General features: G+C 38.5%; 21 protein-coding genes and 1 other annotated feature. Of the genes, 19 read left to right on the top strand and 2 right to left on the bottom strand.

Going from position 1 to position 17,093, the window contains the following annotated elements; translation table 11 throughout:
• Nucleotides 1-54: 54 nt before the first annotated feature.
• A complete protein-coding gene (locus tag ACFCYJ_RS19190; protein WP_376075913.1) occupies nt 55-300 on the bottom strand; it encodes a hypothetical protein in 246 nt (81 codons plus the stop codon).
• A 497-nt stretch (nt 301-797) separates the two neighbouring features.
• Here ACFCYJ_RS19190 and ACFCYJ_RS19195 point away from each other — a divergent pair, with 497 nt between their 5' ends.
• The 3 genes from ACFCYJ_RS19195 to sigG all read left to right on the top strand — a co-directional run bounded on the left by ACFCYJ_RS19195 (nt 798) and on the right by sigG (nt 3,240).
• Entirely contained in the window at nt 798-1,631 is an 834-nt protein-coding gene (locus ACFCYJ_RS19195; RefSeq protein ID WP_370045607.1) for a sigma-E processing peptidase SpoIIGA, read from the top strand.
• A gap of 13 nt (nt 1,632-1,644) precedes the next feature.
• A complete protein-coding gene (sigE, locus tag ACFCYJ_RS19200) occupies nt 1,645-2,352 on the top strand; it encodes an RNA polymerase sporulation sigma factor SigE (protein ID WP_049668349.1) in 708 nt (235 codons plus the stop codon).
• Nucleotides 2,353-2,466: 114 nt separating this feature from the next.
• Nucleotides 2,467-3,240 carry an RNA polymerase sporulation sigma factor SigG gene (sigG, locus tag ACFCYJ_RS19205; RefSeq protein ID WP_049668350.1) on the top strand — a complete coding sequence of 258 codons (774 nt, stop codon included), beginning with the start codon at nt 2,467-2,469 and terminating at the stop codon, nt 3,238-3,240.
• A 291-nt stretch (nt 3,241-3,531) separates the two neighbouring features.
• Here sigG and ACFCYJ_RS19210 read toward each other — a convergent pair whose 3' ends face one another.
• Nucleotides 3,532-3,705: a hypothetical protein gene (locus ACFCYJ_RS19210; RefSeq protein ID WP_376075915.1), complete on the bottom strand. Its 174-nt coding sequence runs from the start codon at nt 3,703-3,705 to the stop codon at nt 3,532-3,534.
• 177 nt (nt 3,706-3,882) lie between these two features.
• Between ACFCYJ_RS19210 and ACFCYJ_RS19215 the strand changes: the two genes are divergently transcribed.
• From ACFCYJ_RS19215 to ACFCYJ_RS19290, 16 genes are all read left to right on the top strand, one after another.
• Nucleotides 3,883-4,119, top strand: a complete 237-nt coding sequence (locus tag ACFCYJ_RS19215; RefSeq protein WP_053594630.1) for a PRC-barrel domain-containing protein — start codon at nt 3,883-3,885, stop codon at nt 4,117-4,119.
• Nucleotides 4,120-4,259: 140 nt separating this feature from the next.
• Nucleotides 4,260-4,976 (top strand): YggS family pyridoxal phosphate-dependent enzyme, encoded by a 717-nt coding sequence (locus ACFCYJ_RS19220; RefSeq protein ID WP_376075917.1) that lies wholly within the window; start codon nt 4,260-4,262, stop codon nt 4,974-4,976.
• On the top strand, nt 4,960-5,457 hold the full coding sequence (locus ACFCYJ_RS19225; RefSeq protein WP_376075919.1) for a cell division protein SepF: 498 nt from the start codon (nt 4,960-4,962) through the stop codon (nt 5,455-5,457). The genes ACFCYJ_RS19220 and ACFCYJ_RS19225 overlap by 17 nt, the downstream gene beginning before the upstream one ends.
• Nucleotides 5,458-5,477: 20 nt before the next feature.
• Nucleotides 5,478-5,756, top strand: a complete 279-nt coding sequence (locus tag ACFCYJ_RS19230; RefSeq protein ID WP_376075920.1) for a YggT family protein — start codon at nt 5,478-5,480, stop codon at nt 5,754-5,756.
• Between the two features lie 530 nt (nt 5,757-6,286).
• Nucleotides 6,287-7,075 carry a YlmH family RNA-binding protein gene (locus ACFCYJ_RS19235; protein ID WP_376075922.1) on the top strand — a complete coding sequence of 263 codons (789 nt, stop codon included), beginning with the start codon at nt 6,287-6,289 and terminating at the stop codon, nt 7,073-7,075.
• Nucleotides 7,076-7,170: 95 nt separating this feature from the next.
• On the top strand, nt 7,171-7,695 hold the full coding sequence (locus ACFCYJ_RS19240; RefSeq protein WP_376075923.1) for a DivIVA domain-containing protein: 525 nt from the start codon (nt 7,171-7,173) through the stop codon (nt 7,693-7,695).
• A gap of 98 nt (nt 7,696-7,793) precedes the next feature.
• Nucleotides 7,794-8,013: a binding site (T-box leader), on the top strand.
• Between the two features lie 339 nt (nt 8,014-8,352).
• On the top strand, nt 8,353-8,487 hold the full coding sequence (locus tag ACFCYJ_RS19245; RefSeq protein WP_376075924.1) for a hypothetical protein: 135 nt from the start codon (nt 8,353-8,355) through the stop codon (nt 8,485-8,487).
• A gap of 84 nt (nt 8,488-8,571) precedes the next feature.
• Nucleotides 8,572-11,340, top strand: a complete 2,769-nt coding sequence (gene ileS, locus ACFCYJ_RS19250; RefSeq protein WP_376075925.1) for an isoleucine--tRNA ligase — start codon at nt 8,572-8,574, stop codon at nt 11,338-11,340.
• A gap of 73 nt (nt 11,341-11,413) precedes the next feature.
• Nucleotides 11,414-11,653 carry a hypothetical protein gene (locus ACFCYJ_RS19255; RefSeq protein ID WP_376075927.1) on the top strand — a complete coding sequence of 80 codons (240 nt, stop codon included), beginning with the start codon at nt 11,414-11,416 and terminating at the stop codon, nt 11,651-11,653.
• A 214-nt stretch (nt 11,654-11,867) separates the two neighbouring features.
• A complete protein-coding gene (locus ACFCYJ_RS19260; RefSeq protein WP_376075929.1) occupies nt 11,868-12,014 on the top strand; it encodes a hypothetical protein in 147 nt (48 codons plus the stop codon).
• Complete coding sequence (locus ACFCYJ_RS19265; protein ID WP_376075930.1) at nt 12,011-12,247, top strand: hypothetical protein; 237 nt, start codon at nt 12,011-12,013, stop codon at nt 12,245-12,247. Before ACFCYJ_RS19260 ends, ACFCYJ_RS19265 begins: the two co-directional genes overlap by 4 nt.
• Nucleotides 12,248-12,277: 30 nt before the next feature.
• The gene (gene lspA, locus ACFCYJ_RS19270; protein WP_376075932.1) at nt 12,278-12,757 is read left to right on the top strand and encodes a signal peptidase II; all 480 of its coding nucleotides are present in this window, start codon (nt 12,278-12,280) and stop codon (nt 12,755-12,757) included.
• Complete coding sequence (locus ACFCYJ_RS19275; RefSeq protein ID WP_376075934.1) at nt 12,754-13,665, top strand: RluA family pseudouridine synthase; 912 nt, start codon at nt 12,754-12,756, stop codon at nt 13,663-13,665. The genes lspA and ACFCYJ_RS19275 overlap by 4 nt, the downstream gene beginning before the upstream one ends.
• A 241-nt stretch (nt 13,666-13,906) precedes the next feature.
• Complete coding sequence (pyrR, locus tag ACFCYJ_RS19280; protein ID WP_376075936.1) at nt 13,907-14,449, top strand: bifunctional pyr operon transcriptional regulator/uracil phosphoribosyltransferase PyrR; 543 nt, start codon at nt 13,907-13,909, stop codon at nt 14,447-14,449.
• A 20-nt stretch (nt 14,450-14,469) separates the two neighbouring features.
• Nucleotides 14,470-15,780 (top strand): solute carrier family 23 protein, encoded by a 1,311-nt coding sequence (locus ACFCYJ_RS19285; protein WP_376075938.1) that lies wholly within the window; start codon nt 14,470-14,472, stop codon nt 15,778-15,780.
• Between the two features lie 433 nt (nt 15,781-16,213).
• Nucleotides 16,214-17,092, top strand: coding sequence for an aspartate carbamoyltransferase catalytic subunit (locus ACFCYJ_RS19290; protein WP_376075939.1), 879 nt, complete (start codon nt 16,214-16,216; stop codon nt 17,090-17,092).
• The last annotated feature ends 1 nt before the right edge of the window (nt 17,093 follow it).

A 17,093-nucleotide genomic window follows, 5' to 3' on the forward strand; every position in this document is an offset into this window, starting at 1 on the left:
AGCATCCGAACTTTAAAAAGCTCGTATTTTACATTATGTGAAATACGAGCTTTTTTATGTTGTTAATATGTAAATGAAATTAAGTGGTCCTATTAAATAAAGTATGGCTTTTCTGCAAAATGAGGGGTTGATTTCCGCTTCGACTGAGCGCTTTGTTGCTGACGCTTCGCTTTCGCACAGATAAAACATTTGTTGCTGACGCTTTGCTTTCGCTACAGATAAAACATTTGTTGCTGACGCTTCGCTTTCGCGCAGAGCAAAGCTTCCTGGGGGCGTCCGATGAGCCGTTTGGGGCAACAAATGATTTTTGCGCGAAAGCGTAGCGGCAGTGGCAGGGTGTTGGTCACGAAAGCGTCGCTCCAGGGTCTCATTTGTGACGCTGATCCCCTAGAAGTCGCTCAGTCTCCACGCCAATCAACCAATTCACATGACATACGTTTTAAAATGACATCCAACTTTTTAGTTTTATCGGAACACTTTCAGGAATTATCGACCAACTTTCACGTTTTATCACCCAACTTTTAGATTTTATCGACCAACTTCACGTTTTATCACCCAACTTTTAATTTTTATCGACATCCACCTTCAATAGAGCAAAAAAGGATTCCTATCCCCATTTAAAGCGCTACAACTTTCATAGAAATTTCTTTGACTATTTTCAGTGTTTTAAAAATTAATTATGTTCAAATGTGTAAGGAAAGGATGTATTTTGTCAAAACATTTTTATGAAATGATGCGATTGTTTGACAATATTTGTGGGTCTAACATGCTAACTTTGTAAGTAGGAGGCGGCTGTTATGTATGGAGAATGGCTGGTGCTCATTAATACACTTTTTAATCTAGCGATACTCAAGTTTACAGCGAAAGTAACAGGGGTTTTTGTAAAGAACACGAGATTATTAATGAGTTCTATTTGTAGTAGTTTTGTAGCTGTAATAGGTGGTCAAATGCTGTTGACGACGGTACTGAGCTTTATCTTACTAATCGGGATAGCTTTTCGCTTCAAGATTCGAAGCTTTCAAAAACAAGGACCAATCGTTTTAACAGCAACAATCATTATTGGTGGATTATTAACAGCGTTACAACCGTATTTAAAGAATCTTTCTGTTGTCCATTTTATAATCATTTGCCTACTATTAGCTGTTGGTAATCTTGTTGCTTTTTATAAACAATGGGGGTTTGTAAAGCTTGAGCGGTTAAGTGGTCAGTTTGTGTTTGCTACGACGTTAAAAATCTTTGATGTAAAGATACCACTCTCTGCATTTGTAGATACGGGGAATCAAGCGATTGAGCCACTATCAGGAAAACCTGTTCACTTTGTCTCTTATGCAGCTTTACGCCCACATCTACCAGTAGCATTTTGCAAATCATTGTTAGAATGGCAAGAAACTGATCCGTATAATGTATCCATGTTTTCAGAAGATTATCAGCGTTATATTCGATTTATTCATGTCAATACAGTGCAACAGCAATCGGTTGTACTAGGTTTCCGCTTTGATGAGTGGCATATAAAGGGGGAGCACTCACAAGTGAAAACGAATGAATATATCGTTTTAACAAAAAAGGCTAAAAATTTTCCACATAGCACAGCAGCAATTTTACATTTTTCAGCGCTTTCAAATAACTCATAGAGGGGGAGAACTATTGCTTCTTAGGCTACTTGCTAGCTTGAAAAAATTTTGGAGTAAGTTTCGGAGTCGTGAAACGTACTATATAGGGGGAAATGATTCATTGCCAGTGCCATTAAGTCGAGAAGAAGAAGTTACAGTCATTGCATCCTTTATGAATGGTGATTTACGAGCTAGAGATACACTAATTGAACGTAATTTACGTCTTGTTGTTTATATTGCTAGACGTTTTGATAATACGGGAACGCCGATTGAGGATTTAATAAGTATTGGCTCTATCGGTTTAATTAAGGCGATTGAAACGTTCAATACTGATAAAAATATTAAACTTGCCACATACGCATCACGTTGTATTGAAAATGAGATTTTGATGCATTTACGTAAAACAAGTCGCATGAAGGGTGAAGTTTCATTGGATGAACCATTAAACTCCGATGCTGATGGAAATGAATTGTTATTGTCTGATATTTTAGGAACGGAAGAGCATATTATTTTAGACAATGTAGAGAAGAAAATTGAGCGTCAACATATGTTTCATGCCATTAATTTACTAGGCGCGCGTGAAAGATATATTATGGAATGTCGTTTCGGTCTCAATGGAAAAATTGAAATGACTCAAAAAGAAGTTGCTGATCATTTAGGTATTTCGCAATCATATATTTCCCGATTAGAGAAGAAAATTATTCAAGATTTACGTGAAAATTTGAATCAGCCAATATCTTAGAGAGGGAAATTTAACCTACCTAAAATTGGTCGTATCTTTTGTGCATATTCTTGTTTCTCTCGGACAAACTGATGTAACGGTTTAGTCAGAGAATAACATCCGGAGGAATCGAATATGCGAACAAAAGTAGATCTTTGCGGCTTAGATACATCGACTTTGCCAATATTAAAGCACGAGGAAATGAAGGAACTATTCATTCGTTTACAAGCTGGAGAAACTGAGATTAGGGAAGAGCTTGTAATGTGCAATTTAAGGTTAGTGCTTAGTATTGTCGGTAGATTTGCCTACAGGGGTGAGCAGGCAGATGATTTATTTCAGGTAGGCTGTATTGGCCTCATGAAAGCCATTGATCATTTCGATTTGAAGCATAATGTACGATTTTCAACATACGCTGTACCGATGATCATTGGTGAAATTCGTCGCCATCTGCGTGATCATCATGCATTACGTGTTTCTCGTTCTCTAAGAGATATTGCGTATAAGGCGATGCAGGCAAAAGAGCAATGGATAACAGATAATTTACGAGAACCAACGATTGAAGAAATTGCTGAAATGATTGACATGAAAAAGGAAGATGTTTTATTTGCTTTAGATGCCATTCAAGACCCTGTTTCCTTACAGGAGCCCATTTATTCAGACGGTGGAGACGCTGTTTATATGATGGACCAATTACGTGATGATGATGTATCTGAAGATCAATGGGTTGCCTACGTGTCGGTAAAGGAAAGTTTGCAAAAGTTAGATGATCGTCAACAAATGATTGTTGCAAAGCGTTTTTATTACGGTGAGACACAAACAGAAATTGCAAAAGAATTGGGGATTTCTCAAGCGCAAATTTCTCGTCTAGAAAAAAATGCAATTGAAACAATGCAGAAAGATTATAAGTAAAAAACAATGCGCATCCGAATTCAGGGTGCGCATTTTATTTATGTCGATGGTATAAAATTAAGTAGGGCTCTTCGGCAAAACGAGGGGTTGATTTACGTTCCGACTGGGTAACATAATAAAGTAAAAGGATTCACACACAGTTTTGTGTATGAATCCTTTTTTTGCTCTTTGGAAGGTAGATGTCGATAAAATTCAGAAGTTGGGTGATAAAACGTGAAAGTTGGTCGATAGAAATCAAAGGTTGGTCGATAATTCCTGTAAGTGTTTCGATAAAACTAAAAAGTCGGGATGTCATTTTGTTAAAACGTATGTCATGTGAATTGGTTGATCTACGTTCCGACTGGGCGACTCCTTAGGGATCAGCGTCACAGATGAGACCCTACAGATAGAGGAACGGAGGCTAAGAGCATCACGTCCTGTGATAACGCCTTCGTGACCAACATCCTTTTGGCCCAAGCGGCTCATCGGACGCCCTTGGAAAGCCTCCAGTTGGAACGGAAATCAACTCCTCATCTTGCCAAAGAGAGATTCCTTAATCATTTCATTTTCATTTAAACAACAATAAACACATAAATATAAAGAGAAAACATAGTTTGTTGAGATAAAAACGATGTTGAGAGTAATTGATTTAGGAGGGATAAAATGCGTTTCTCGATGTTACAGCAAAAAGAAGTTATTGAAGCAGGCAACGGACGCTTTTTAGGATTTGTGGTAGATGCAGAGGTATCCAAAGAAACAGGCTATGTAACGGCTTTTATGATTGCAGAACCCCGTAAATATCTTGGCCTTTTTCGCGGGGAAGAATCTGTTAGGAAAGTGTATATGAAAGATGTACTTGTAGTTGGAAAGGATGTCATTTTAGTAAAAGCATTATCTTAAAGGCAAAATTTTTAATGCTTATTAAAATCTAAGCAATTTTAAAGCGTTTGTTAGAGTAAAATGTTCTTTCACATAGGTCAGGCTATTCATTGATAATTCAAGCATTGCTTGTTACAATAAAAGAAACTATTGTTGTAAAGTTGGGAAAAACAGTGACTAAAATCTTAACAAATTTGAAGAAAATTAATGATCTTATACAAGCAGCAACAAAGCGCGCAAATCGTGAAGCAGAGAAAGTTCAAATTATTGCAGTGACAAAAGAAGTTTCTGTAGAAAGAACACAAGAAGCAATTGATACAGGCCTTATTCATTTAGGAGAGAACCGTCCTGAAGGCTTAAATCGTAAAACTGAAGCAATTCAAGCTGATGTACATTGGCATTATATCGGTTCTTTACAAACTCGTAAGGTAAAACAGGTCATTAACAGTATTGATTATTTACATTCATTAGATCGTTTAAGTTTAGCGCAAGAAATTGAAAAAAGAGCAGACAAACCTGTCAAATGCTTTGTACAAGTTAATGTATCAGGCGAAGAGTCAAAACATGGTTTATCAATTGAAGAAGTCCTGCCTTTTATTGAATCATTAAAGAGTTTTACGAAAGTTCAAGTCGTTGGTTTAATGACAATGGCACCGAATACAGATGAGGATACAATTATTCGCTCTGTTTTTAAGCAATTAAAACAATGTCAACAGCAAATAGCCGAGCAAGGATTCGCACACGCACCTTGTACCGAGTTATCAATGGGCATGTCTAATGACTTTGAAATTGCGGTAGAAGAAGGGGCTACATTTGTTCGAGTTGGAACGGCTCTTGTTGGAAATGAAAGAGGGGAACGGGATGAGCATGAAAAATAAAATTAAAAATTTCTTTTATCTTGAGGAAGAAATAGAAGAAGAAATCACTCAAGCTCCTATTCAACAGCAACAACCCGTACAACAGCAGCAACAGATTCAATCGGTGAAACCTAAAAAAGTTATGAAGGAGCGAAAGGCATCGGTTCAGGAAATTTTTCCGCAGAGTACAACACCTACAAACAATATTGTCAGTTTGCAGACAGCAATGAATTCTAAAGGTGCAAAAGTTGTATTAGTTGAACCTAGAGTTTATGCCGAAGCGCAGGACATTGCAGAACATTTAAAAAATAGGCGTGCAACGATCGTCAATTTACAACGAATTGAACGAGAACAAGGTGTACGGATTATTGATTTTTTAAGTGGCACAGTTTATGCACTCGGCGGTGATATTCAAAGAATTGGTAAAGACATTTTCCTATGCACACCTGAAAATGTAGAAGTGTCTGGCGAAATTTCGAATTTTATTTTAGACGATAATTAATAGCGAGGATTGTAGTTTATATGGATTTATGGATAATTCTAAGTTATATATCATTAGCATTTAACGTGTATTCTTATATGTTAGTTGGATATGTTTTAATGTCATGGGTGCCTGCTGTACAAGATTCAGCAATTGGCCGTTTCCTGAAAAAAGTATGCGAGCCTTATTTGGGGATTTTCAGGAAATTCATCCCTCCAATTGGGATGATTGACATTTCACCAATTGTGGCAATTTTTATGCTTAATTTTATTAAAAATGGGCTTTTTATTGTTATTCAAAAAATATACTTTATGTTTTAATAAAAGAAATCCTCACGAACGGTGGGGATTTTTTATTTATGGGGAATAATACATTAAATGATTGCTTTACAATTTAGTCATGATTCCTAGAATTCCTAAGCATGAGTATAGATTAGTGTTCTGGCATTACTAAAGAAAATCCAACTGAATTTAAGGACCAATACTAAATTTAAAAAGTATTGTTGGTATGAAAGCATTCCTACTATAATCACGCATATTTTTACTTATCCACTAAAAGTTGGAGTGACATTAGTTTAAACGTAATGTGGATTTGAGTGAAGGGTGTCGTTGCATCTATTATTAAATATAAAAATTTTTTGTTGATATTTTGCAAATATATACCCATTTTAACTGATTGTAGCGGAGGGCTACTCGACTCCCGCGGGAAAGCGAGTAGCCCGTAGTGGAAATCAGAAGCCTACTAATTAATTTGTATGTTTAAAAAAGGATAATCAATATATATTGATATAAAACCATAAAATACCAATGAAATTGTACAGATAAAAGAGTGATAATAGAGGTGAAGTTACATGGAGCATTTAATACAGCATTTTAGAAAAGATGAACAACCTTTTATCGAACAGGTTGTGAGCTGGCAGCAAGAGGTAGAGGATCGATATGCTCCAAAGCTTACTGATTTTCTAGATCCTCGGCAACGTTTTATTGTTACATCGATTATTGGACAGTATGATACATTGAAAACAGCTAATGCTGGACTCTTTGATAATGCAGAAAGACAGCGCATGCTGATTTATCCTACTTATTATGAGCCTGTGGAGGAAGACTTTCAGCTTACCGTATTTACGATTCAATACCCTGTGAAATTTGTCCAACTACGACATCCGGATGTTCTTGGAGCATTATTATCTTTAGGACTGAATCGTGGTAAATTCGGTGATATTCGTGTGAATGAACAACTAGTACAATTTGTAGTAGCGAATGAGGTAGCGGAATATGTACGCTTACATTTAACAGGCATCGGCAAAGTAAAGGTACATGTAGAATCGATTAAAGAGACAGAGACACTGCTTCCAAACGAGGAAGAGTGGTTAGAAGAGTCTCATACTGTTTCTTCTATGCGTTTGGATGTAATTATCTCGACGGTTTTAAAAACGTCTCGCCAGAAGGCACAAGCATTAATTACAGGTAAAAAGGTACGTGTCAATTGGACTGAACGGAATACGGTTGCCTTTGAATTACAAGAAGGAGATATTTTATCTGTACGTGGAAGTGGTCGAATAAAAATTATGATGACTGAAGGCCGTACAAAAAAAGATAAAATTCGATTACAAATCGGTCGATTGACCCAAAAAAGCTGAAAATCAAGTAAATTTCATTAATTTTTACTGCTAAGTGGTTGGAACAATTGTATAATAGAAAGTACGAATGTACATGTAAAGGAGAGAAGGATCGTATGCCATTATCACCTATTGATATACATAATAAGGAGTTTACTAAATCTTTCAGAGGTTATGCTGAAGATGAAGTAAATGAATTTTTAGATCAAATTATAAAAGACTATGAGATTTTGTTACGTGAAAAAAAAGAAGTAGACAGACAACTGGAAATTTCCTTAGAACAAGCGAGACATTTTAACTCTTTAGAGGAAACGTTACAAAAATCAATTGTTGTTGCACAAGAAGCAGCTGATGAAGTACGAAGAAATTCTCAAAAAGAGGCTAAACTCATTGTAAAAGAAGCAGAAAAAAATGCTGATCGTATTGTCAATGAGGCATTAACAAAGGCTCGTAAAGTGACAATTGAAATTGATGAGTTGAAAAAGCAATCAAAGGTATTCCGTAATCGTTTTAAAATGCTTGTAGAGGCACAGCTTGATTTACTAAATGCAGACGATTGGGACCATTTGTTACAATATGATATTGACCTTACTGAAATTCAAACATCTGTTGAAGAAGCACAGGAAGCCGATCAAGTTTAAACGCTGTTGTTAGACATTTGAACGCAATAAGTGAAGCTTGACGTGATTGTTTGATTTTCATATACTATGGTAATAGTAATTATTTTGAACACATATGCAAACAGGCAAAGACGAAGACAGTATTTGTTAGGCGTAGTTAAGCGATTTGGGGATAGTGTGAGCCCAAACATGCAAATAACAATGAACATCACTTCTGAGCTAAATAACTGAATGAAGTAAGTTATTTCGTGATGCACAACGTTAATGTGCTTTAAGTGGTAGTACAATGTTGTGCTACAATTAGGGTGGTACCGCGAGTATAAGCTTCTCGTCCCTTTGAGGGATTGAGAGGCTTTTTTATGTTCAAATGGAGGTAACTTATACTTCCGTTGTTAAAACGTGTTGATTTTGCCGATAAATAGAACTTGAGGATGGTATTTCACAAAACGTATGTCATGTATATAAGTTGATTGGAGTGGAGGCTGGGCGACTCCTTGGGGATTAGCGATAGAGGAACGAAGGCTAAGAACATCACGTCCTGTGATAACGCCTTCGTGACCAACATCGTGCTGCTGACGCTACGTTAGCACTACGCTTTCGCGCAAAAAACATCTGTTGGCCCGAGACCCTGCAGCGAAGCGAAGCGGCTCATCGGACGCCCCCAGGAAGCTTTGCTCTGTGCGAAAGCGAAGCGTCAGCAATTGTTTTATCTGTGCGAAAGCGAAGCGTCAGCAATTGTTTTATCTGTGCGAAAGCGTAGCGACAGCAACAACAAAGCGCCCAGCCGGAACGGAAATCAACCACACGTTATAATGATACGCCTAATAACTGTCGTAATTGTATGAGCGCCTAAGTGCATTTGTTTTTTGTTTGTAAACATAAAGGAGGAATTGAACAATGGTTGAATACAAAGATACTTTATTAATGCCAAAAACAGATTTCCCAATGCGTGGAAACTTACCGGCAAATGAACCGAAGATGCAAGAAAAATGGAACGAAATGGACATTAATAAATTACAGATGGAACGTACAGAAGGATGTCCAGAATATGTGTTACACGATGGACCTCCATATGCAAATGGTGATATCCATATCGGTCACGCTTTAAATAAAGTGTTGAAAGATATGATTACGCGTCATCGTTCTATGACTGGCTACCACGTAAACTATATTCCAGGCTGGGATACACATGGTTTACCAATTGAGCAAGCACTTACGAACAAAGGTGTTAAGCGTAAAGAAATGTCAGTTGCTGAATTCCGTAAATTATGTGAAGAGTATGCGTACGAGCAAATCGACAACCAACGTACACAATTCCGCCGTTTAGGTGTTCGTGGTGATTGGGAAAATCCATATATTACATTAAAGCCTGAATTTGAAGCACGTCAAATCGAAGTATTCGGAAAGATGGCTGAAAAAGGCTATATTTATAAAGGTTTAAAACCAGTTTACTGGTCTCCATCATCTGAATCTGCACTGGCAGAAGCAGAGATTGAATATAAAGATATTAAATCGCCTTCTATTTATGTAAGCTTTGCGCTTAAAGATGCTAAAGGTGTTGTCCCAGCAGATGCTAAAATGATCATTTGGACAACAACACCTTGGACAATTCCAGCAAACTTAGGGATTTCTGTAAATCCTGAATTTATCTATGTTGTAGTGGCAGTTGCCGATAAAAAATTCATCGTTGCAAAAGAATTATTAGAAACGGTTGCTAACGAACTTGAATGGGAATCGTATGAAGTTGTTCAAGAAGTTAAAGGTGAAGCATTAGACCGAGTTGTTGCACAGCATCCATTCTATGACCGTGAATCTCTTGTAATGGTTGGAGAGCACGTAACTGCTGAGGCGGGTACTGGCTGTGTTCATACAGCACCAGGACACGGGGAAGATGACTATCATATTAGTAAGCAATATGGTCTACCAATTCTTAGCCCTGTTGATAATAGCGGCTGCTATACAGATGAAGCACCTGGTTTTGAAGGTGTATTCTACAATGATGCAAACAAATTAATCACAGAAAAATTAAAAGAAGTAGGCGCATTAGAAAAACTTAACTTCTTTACACACTCTTATCCACATGACTGGCGTACGAAAAAACCAGTTATTTATCGTGCAACACCACAATGGTTTGCGTCAATAGATGCATTCCGTGATGAGTTATTAGGGGCTGTAAAATCAACAGCATTTACACCTGCTTGGGGTGAAACGCGTCTTTATAATATGATTCGTGACCGTGGAGACTGGGTAATTTCACGTCAGCGCGCATGGGGTGTGCCAATTCCAATTTTCTATGCTGAAAATGGTGAGCCAATTATTACACCAGAAACAATTGCCCATATCTCTGCATTATTCCGTGAACATGGGTCAAATATTTGGTTCCAAAAAACAGCAAAAGAATTATTACCTGAAGGCTTCACACATCCAAGTAGCCCGAATGGCGAATTTACAAAAGAAAACGATATTATGGACGTTTGGTTTGACTCAGGTTCTTCTCACCAAGGTGTACTAGTAGAACGTGGTATGAAATATCCAGCTGATCTATATTTAGAGGGCTCTGACCAACACCGTGGATGGTTTAACTCATCATTAATTACTTCTGTAGCTATTAATGGCTATGCACCATATAAGGGACTATTAACACATGGTTTCGTTCTAGATGGTGAAGGTCGTAAGATGAGTAAATCTTTAGGGAATGTCATTATCCCGAAAAAGGTTATGGATCAATACGGAGCAGATATTCTTCGTTTGTGGGTTGCTTCTGTAGATTATACAGCCGACGTTCGTATCTCAATGGATATGTTGAAGCAAGTTTCAGAGGTTTATCGAAAAATCCGTAACACATTCCGTTTCTTACACGGAAATGTAGCTGATTTTGATGCCACGAAAGATCGTGTAGCATATGAAGACCTTCGTGAAATGGATCAATACGTTTATATGCGCCTACAGGATGTTTTAAAAACTGTACGTGCTGCATATGATCGCTATGATTTCGCAGCTGTTTATCATGCGGTGAATAACTTTGTTGCCGTAGAATTATCTTCATTCTATTTAGATATTGCAAAAGATGTTGTGTACATCGAAGGTCATGACAACAAAGACCGCCGTGCGATGCAAACGGTCATTCATGACACATTAATGACATTAGTAAAAGTAATGTCACCTATTATCCCTCATACAAGTGACGAGATGTGGTCTTACTTACATGCTCAAGGTGTTGTAGAAGAGGTATCTGTACAATTAACAGACTTCCCAGAGGTAGATGAACATGAAAACTTCGAAAGTCTACGTGAGAAATGGGTAAAAATTATTGATGTTCGTGATGATATTTTAAAAGCATTAGAGGAAGCTCGTAATGCAAAAACAATCGGTAAATCACTTGAAGCGAAAGTGACAGTTTATGCAAAAGAAGATGTGGCGGCATTATTAAATGATGCAAGCATCAATTTTGCACAGCTATCAATTGTTTCTGCCTTTGAAGTAGCATCAATAGAAGCTGCACCTGCAGATGCATTAGCTCTAGAACATGCATCGATCGTTGTAGAAAAGGCAACAGGTGAAAAATGTGAGCGTTGCTGGTCTATTTCTGAAACAGTCGGTTCAAATGAAGCACAACCAACAGTGTGTGCGCGTTGTGCAGAAGTTGTAGAAAAGTATTACGCGTAACATAAATAAACACGTAAATAAGAATCTGCATTCTATGTAATTAATAACGCAAGTCTCCTTGATGATGGGGGGCTTGCGTTTTTTTGAAGGTCGAGAGCGACGGAAAGAAGAGTCGAGGCGACGGAAAGCAGATCAAAAGCGACGGAAAGAAGAGCCAAGGCGACGGATGAAAATCAGAGCGACGGAAAGAAGAGTCGAAGCGACGGAAAGAAGAGCCGAAGTGACGGAAAGAAGAGTCGAAGCGACGGAAAGAAGAGCCGAAGTGACGGAAGAAAACCAGAGCGACGGAAAGAAGAGCCGAAGCGACGGATAGAAATGCCAAAGTGACGGAAAGAAGAGCCGAAGTGACGGAAGAAAACCAAAGTGACGGAAAGAAGAGCCAGAACGACGGATAGAAATGCCAGAGCGACGGGAAGAAGAGCTAAAGTGACGGAAGAAAACCAGAGTGACGGAAAGAAGAGCCAGAACGACGGATAGAAATGTCAAAGCGACGGAAAGAAGAGCCAGAATGACGGATTGAAACCAGAGTGACGGAAAGAAGAGCCGAAGTGACGGAAGAAAACCAGAGCGACGGAAAGAAGAGCCGAAGCGACGGAAAGAAGAGCCAGAATGACGGAAGAAAACCAGAGCGACGGAAAGAAGAGTCAAAACGACGGATAGAAATGCCAAAGTGACGGAAAGAAGAGTCAAAACGACGGATAGAAAGGCCAGAGCGACGGAAAGAAGAGTCAAAATGATGGATAGAACCACCAAAATCGTGGATAGAACCGCCAAAGCGGCGGATAGCTCAACAAACATCCGCAGGAAAGAGACGAGCCAGAGCAAAAAATCAACCCCACAAAATGGTGATGATCCATATTTTCATGCTATATTAGTTATTCTGAGATGGGCTCTTATGGTAGAATAGGTTAGATGTTGAGCGAACGGAGGAATGTCTGTGTATAAATATTATGGATTGGCCGCATTCGTGATTCTTTTAGATCAATGGACGAAATGGCTAATTGTGAAAAATATGGAGTTTCGTGAACGAATTTCAGTATGGGAGCCGTGGTTTGGGATAGTGTCTCATCGAAATAAAGGAGCAGCATGGGGAATGTTAGAAGGCCAAATGTGGTTATTTAGCATTGTTACGATAGGTGTTATTTGTGCCATCTTATATTTTTATCATAAAGAGGCTAAAGGTAAACCTATTTTTCAAGTGGGCTTAATGCTTTTATTAGGGGGAGCTGTAGGGAATTTTATTGACCGTATATTTAGAGGTGAAGTGGTCGATTTTGTAAATGTATTAATTCCAGTAATTAATTATGATTTCCCAATCTTCAATATTGCGGATGCAGCTTTAACAATGGCGGTAGTAATATTAATGATTGGCATAATCATGGAAGATAAAAAAGGAAAGAAACAGGTGAAACAATGACGCAAGTAACATATACAATGGAAGAACAGCAACAGGGAGAGCGCATTGATAAGGCACTTTCGAGTGTGCAATCAGAGTGGTCGCGTACACAAATTGGTAATTGGATTACTGATGGTATTATCAAAGTAAATGGAGAGACTGTCAAGGCGAAGTATAAGGTAAAAGTAGGGGATATTGTAGAAGTCGATGTACCTGAAGCAGAGCCATTAGATGTCATTCCTGAAAACTTAGATCTTGATATTGTTTATGAGGATGCAGATGTCCTTGTTGTGAATAAACCAAAGGGCATGGTTGTCCATCCAGCGCCTGGACATATGACAGGTACTCTTGTAAACGGCTTAATGTATCATTGTCAGGATTTATCAGGCATTAATGGCGTTATGCGTCCGGGAATTGTGCATCGTATTGATAAGGATACATCAGGATTATTGATGGTTGCTAAAAATGATGCTGCTCATGAATCGTTAGTGAATCAGCTAGTCAATAAAACAGTAACACGTAAATATACGGCGCTCGTTCACGGGCATATTGCACATGATAAAGGAACGATTGATGCACCGATTGGACGCGACCAAAAAGATCGTCAAAAACAAGCAGTTGTCGATAAAGGGAAGCATGCAGTAACTCACTTCCAAGTTATCGAACGCTTTGGCGAATACACTCTTATGGAATGTCGTTTAGAAACAGGACGAACTCATCAAATTCGCGTGCATATGAAATATATTGGCTACCCTCTTGTTGGTGATCCAAAATATGGACCAAAAAAGACAATAGACTTTAATGGACAAGTATTACATGCAGGAATTTTAGGATTCGATCACCCTACATCTGGCGAATATATGGAGTTCGAAGCACCAATTCCTGCTTATTATGAACAATTATTAAATGATTTACGAAATATGCATTGACGTATAGGTAAAGAAGGTCTATACTAACGAAAGTGAATGAACAACTTAACTAAATATTCACCTTTAATGGCAGTCCAGAGAGGCTGAGAAGGTACATGTGAAAGTGTTGCAAAAAATTTGTGCTGCAAATTTTTTTAACATGCTATTTAAACACGTATATAACCCTCTCAGGCTATTCGCCTCGAGAGGTTTTTTTATGGACACATGACCAACAATAGATAGAAGAGAGGAGGAAACTTACATGGCACAAAATGAGTTATTAGATGGCCCATCTATGGCAAGAGCGTTAACACGCATTGCACACGAAATTATTGAACGCAATAAAGGGATCGACGAATGTATTTTAGTTGGTATTAAAACACGAGGTGCCTTTCTTGCAAAACGCCTAGCAGAACGAATTGAAAAAATTGAAGGCAAACCAATCCGTACGGGGGAGCTTGACATCACCCTCTATCGAGATGATTTAACGACAAAGCATGATAATGAACAGGCACATGTTGAGCAAGTAGATATTGATTATGTGATCGTCAATCAAAAAATTATTTTAGTCGATGATGTACTTTATACGGGGCGTACAGTACGCGCAGCGCTAGATGCATTGATGGATTTAGGACGTCCTGCACAAATTCAACTTGCAGTTCTTATTGATAGAGGACATAGAGAGCTTCCGATAAGAGCTGATTATGTTGGTAAAAATGTACCAACATCTGGAGCAGAGCGTATTGTCGTAAATTTACAAGAAGTGGACGGAGAAGATGGCGTCATCATTTTTAAAGAAGACTAACTATAAAGTGAGGAAACATTATGTCAAATGCAGTATTAGATATTAAGGATAAACCGACCCCAGTCCAATTAGTGACATTAAGTTTCCAGCACATGTTTGCCATGTTTGGGTCAACGATCTTAGTTCCTCAGTTGGTAGGTCTTAGTCCAGCAATTGCCCTTTTAACGAGTGGGATTGCTACACTGTTCTTCTTATTAATTACGAAATTTCAAGTACCTGCTTATTTAGGATCATCATTTGCCTTTATTGCGCCGATTTTACTAGTGGCAGGTGGTTTAAATAAAGATGGTACCAGTGTAAATCCAGGTCATGCAATGATTGGTGCAATGGCAGTCGGGATTACATATGGTATCGTATCCCTAATCATTTGGAAAAGCGGCTATAAATGGATCATGAAAATTTTACCGCCGATTGTAGTAGGGCCAGTCATTATGGTAATTGGTCTTGGATTATCAGGGACAGCGGTTAATATGGCGATGAATGTTGATGGTAAATATAGCTTTTTACACTTCTCAGCAGCGTTAGTGACATTATTTACAGCCATAATTTTCACGATTGCCTTTAAAGGCATTTTAAGTACAATGCCGATCTTAATTGGCTTAATTGTAGGATATGTTTACTCAATGATGATCGACATTGTTGATTATTCACCAATTGCGAAAGCAGATTTCTTTGCACTACCGGACTTCTTAATCCCAGGTGTTCACTATGAGTTTGAAATCACAACAAAGCTGCTCCTAACAATGGTGCCAATCGTTATCGTAACGATTTCAGAGCATATTGGTCACCAGTTAGTATTAGGTAAAGTTGTCAATCGAGATTATATTAAAGAGCCAGGCTTACATCGTTCGTTATTAGGGGACGGAATTGGTACATTTATTAGTGCATTAATCGGAGGTCCGCCGAAAACAACTTACGGTGAAAATATCGGTGTCCTTGCTATCACTCGTGTATACAGCATATACGTTATTGCAGGTGCAGCAGTCGTAGCCATTTTACTATCATTCTTCGGGAAAGCAATGGCAGTTATTGCAACAATTCCAACAGCTGTACTTGGTGGGGTTTCCATCTTACTCTTCGGTATAATTGCAGCAAGTGGATTACGAATGTTAGTGGATAATCATATCGACTTTGGGAATAGTCGTAACTTGGTTATTGCCTCTGTTATTTTAGTCATTGGCATCGGTGGTGCAAAGTTCGTCATTTCAGAATCACTGAGTATTGAAGGTATGGCATTAGCAGCGATTATCGGTGTTGTTTTAAATGCCATTCTACCAGGTAAAAAAGAAGCGGAACTACCAGTACCGTACAATCAAAATGAAAATTCATAGAAGTACCTTTTAATGAATTGTCCAGAGAGGCAAAAAAAGGGAAGTTGTAGATAAGCAAGTAGTAGGAGTGTATCCTGCTGTAGTTTGTCACGCCTCCTTATGCCTCGTTGATGACATCAACGGGGCTTTTATTATCTTCATTCATCCCACCTATAAGAAAGGTGAGATGAATGAAGATAAAGCCTCCGGCGGTTGTCACGGATTTTCAAAGGAATGAATATAAGGATGTTAGCCTAAAACCTTCGCATCCTGCGAAAACGGCTAACTGACCTGCATCCTGCAGGCCTTAGCACAATTCAAAATCCGGACGCATTGTTTATCTGTGCGAAAGCGCAGTGCTAACGTAGCGACAGCAACAATTACGCCAAGGCGAAATTGATTTTAGAGAACGTTTTACATAAACGTTCATGAAACAAACCCTACGGAGGTTACAATGAAGAACTTATTATCGATGGAACATTTAACAATTGAAGAAATTAACCACATTCTAGATCGTGCGCAAGCTTTTGAGAATGGTGAAGCATCATCGTTATCTCGCCCGTACAACGTTGCAAATTTATTTTTTGAACCAAGTACGCGTACGAAAACAAGCTTTGAAATGGCAGAGCGCAAAGCTGGCTGTATCGTTATCCCATTTGACGGTAGCTTTTCGAGCGTCTCTAAAGGAGAGACATTGTACGATACGGTAAAGACGTTAGAAATGATTGGTATGGACGCAGTAGTCATTCGTGCAAAGGAAGATGCATATTACAATGAACTACTTGAAGGCATCAATGTGTCTATTATTAACGGAGGTGACGGCACTGGTCAGCATCCGTCTCAATCACTATTAGATCTTTATACAATCAAAAAAGAGTTTGGTTCTTTTGAAGGGTTAAATGTGACAATCGCTGGAGATATTTGCCATAGCCGTGTAGCGAAATCGAATGCGTTAGCGTTACAGCGACTAGGGGCAAATGTTCATTTCCTTTGTCCAGAAGACTGGGCAGGCAGTTTCGAAGCACATCATTCTTGGGATGATTTAATCGAAATAAGCGATGTGATTATGTTACTTCGTGTGCAGCATGAACGTCATAAGGTAAATAAAAGCTTCTCAAAAGAGAGCTATCATGAAGAGTACGGTTTAACAATTGAACGTGAGAAACAAATGAAAGAAAAGGCAATTATCATGCATCCAGCACCGGTCAATCGTGATGTAGAAATTGCTTCAGAGCTAGTAGAATGCGAGCGTTCTAGAATTTTCGAGCAGGTTCGAAATGGTGTTTATACACGAATGGCTATTGTTGAAACAATTTTAAAGGGGAGAGAGTAAC

Source organism: Lysinibacillus sp. NPDC056232 (genome assembly GCF_042267565.1).
Lineage (GTDB): Bacteria > Bacillota > Bacilli > Bacillales_A > Planococcaceae > Lysinibacillus.

What these genes read in the sequence shown, in the direction of transcription:
- ACFCYJ_RS19195 (WP_370045607.1), top strand. Translation starts at nt 798, where the DNA reads ATGTATGGAGAATGGCTGGTGCTCATTAATACACTTTTTAATCTAGCG.
- sigG (WP_049668350.1), top strand. Translation starts at nt 2,467, where the DNA reads ATGCGAACAAAAGTAGATCTTTGCGGCTTAGATACATCGACTTTGCCA.
- ACFCYJ_RS19210 (WP_376075915.1), bottom strand. Translation starts at nt 3,705, where the DNA reads ATGAGCCGCTTGGGCCAAAAGGATGTTGGTCACGAAGGCGTTATCACA.
- ACFCYJ_RS19215 (WP_053594630.1), top strand. Translation starts at nt 3,883, where the DNA reads ATGCGTTTCTCGATGTTACAGCAAAAAGAAGTTATTGAAGCAGGCAAC.
- ACFCYJ_RS19225 (WP_376075919.1), top strand. Translation starts at nt 4,960, where the DNA reads ATGAGCATGAAAAATAAAATTAAAAATTTCTTTTATCTTGAGGAAGAA.
- ACFCYJ_RS19230 (WP_376075920.1), top strand. Translation starts at nt 5,478, where the DNA reads ATGGATTTATGGATAATTCTAAGTTATATATCATTAGCATTTAACGTG.
- ACFCYJ_RS19235 (WP_376075922.1), top strand. Translation starts at nt 6,287, where the DNA reads ATGGAGCATTTAATACAGCATTTTAGAAAAGATGAACAACCTTTTATC.
- ACFCYJ_RS19240 (WP_376075923.1), top strand. Translation starts at nt 7,171, where the DNA reads ATGCCATTATCACCTATTGATATACATAATAAGGAGTTTACTAAATCT.
- ileS (WP_376075925.1), top strand. Translation starts at nt 8,572, where the DNA reads ATGGTTGAATACAAAGATACTTTATTAATGCCAAAAACAGATTTCCCA.
- ACFCYJ_RS19275 (WP_376075934.1), top strand. Translation starts at nt 12,754, where the DNA reads ATGACGCAAGTAACATATACAATGGAAGAACAGCAACAGGGAGAGCGC.
- pyrR (WP_376075936.1), top strand. Translation starts at nt 13,907, where the DNA reads ATGGCACAAAATGAGTTATTAGATGGCCCATCTATGGCAAGAGCGTTA.
- ACFCYJ_RS19285 (WP_376075938.1), top strand. Translation starts at nt 14,470, where the DNA reads ATGTCAAATGCAGTATTAGATATTAAGGATAAACCGACCCCAGTCCAA.
- ACFCYJ_RS19290 (WP_376075939.1), top strand. Translation starts at nt 16,214, where the DNA reads ATGAAGAACTTATTATCGATGGAACATTTAACAATTGAAGAAATTAAC.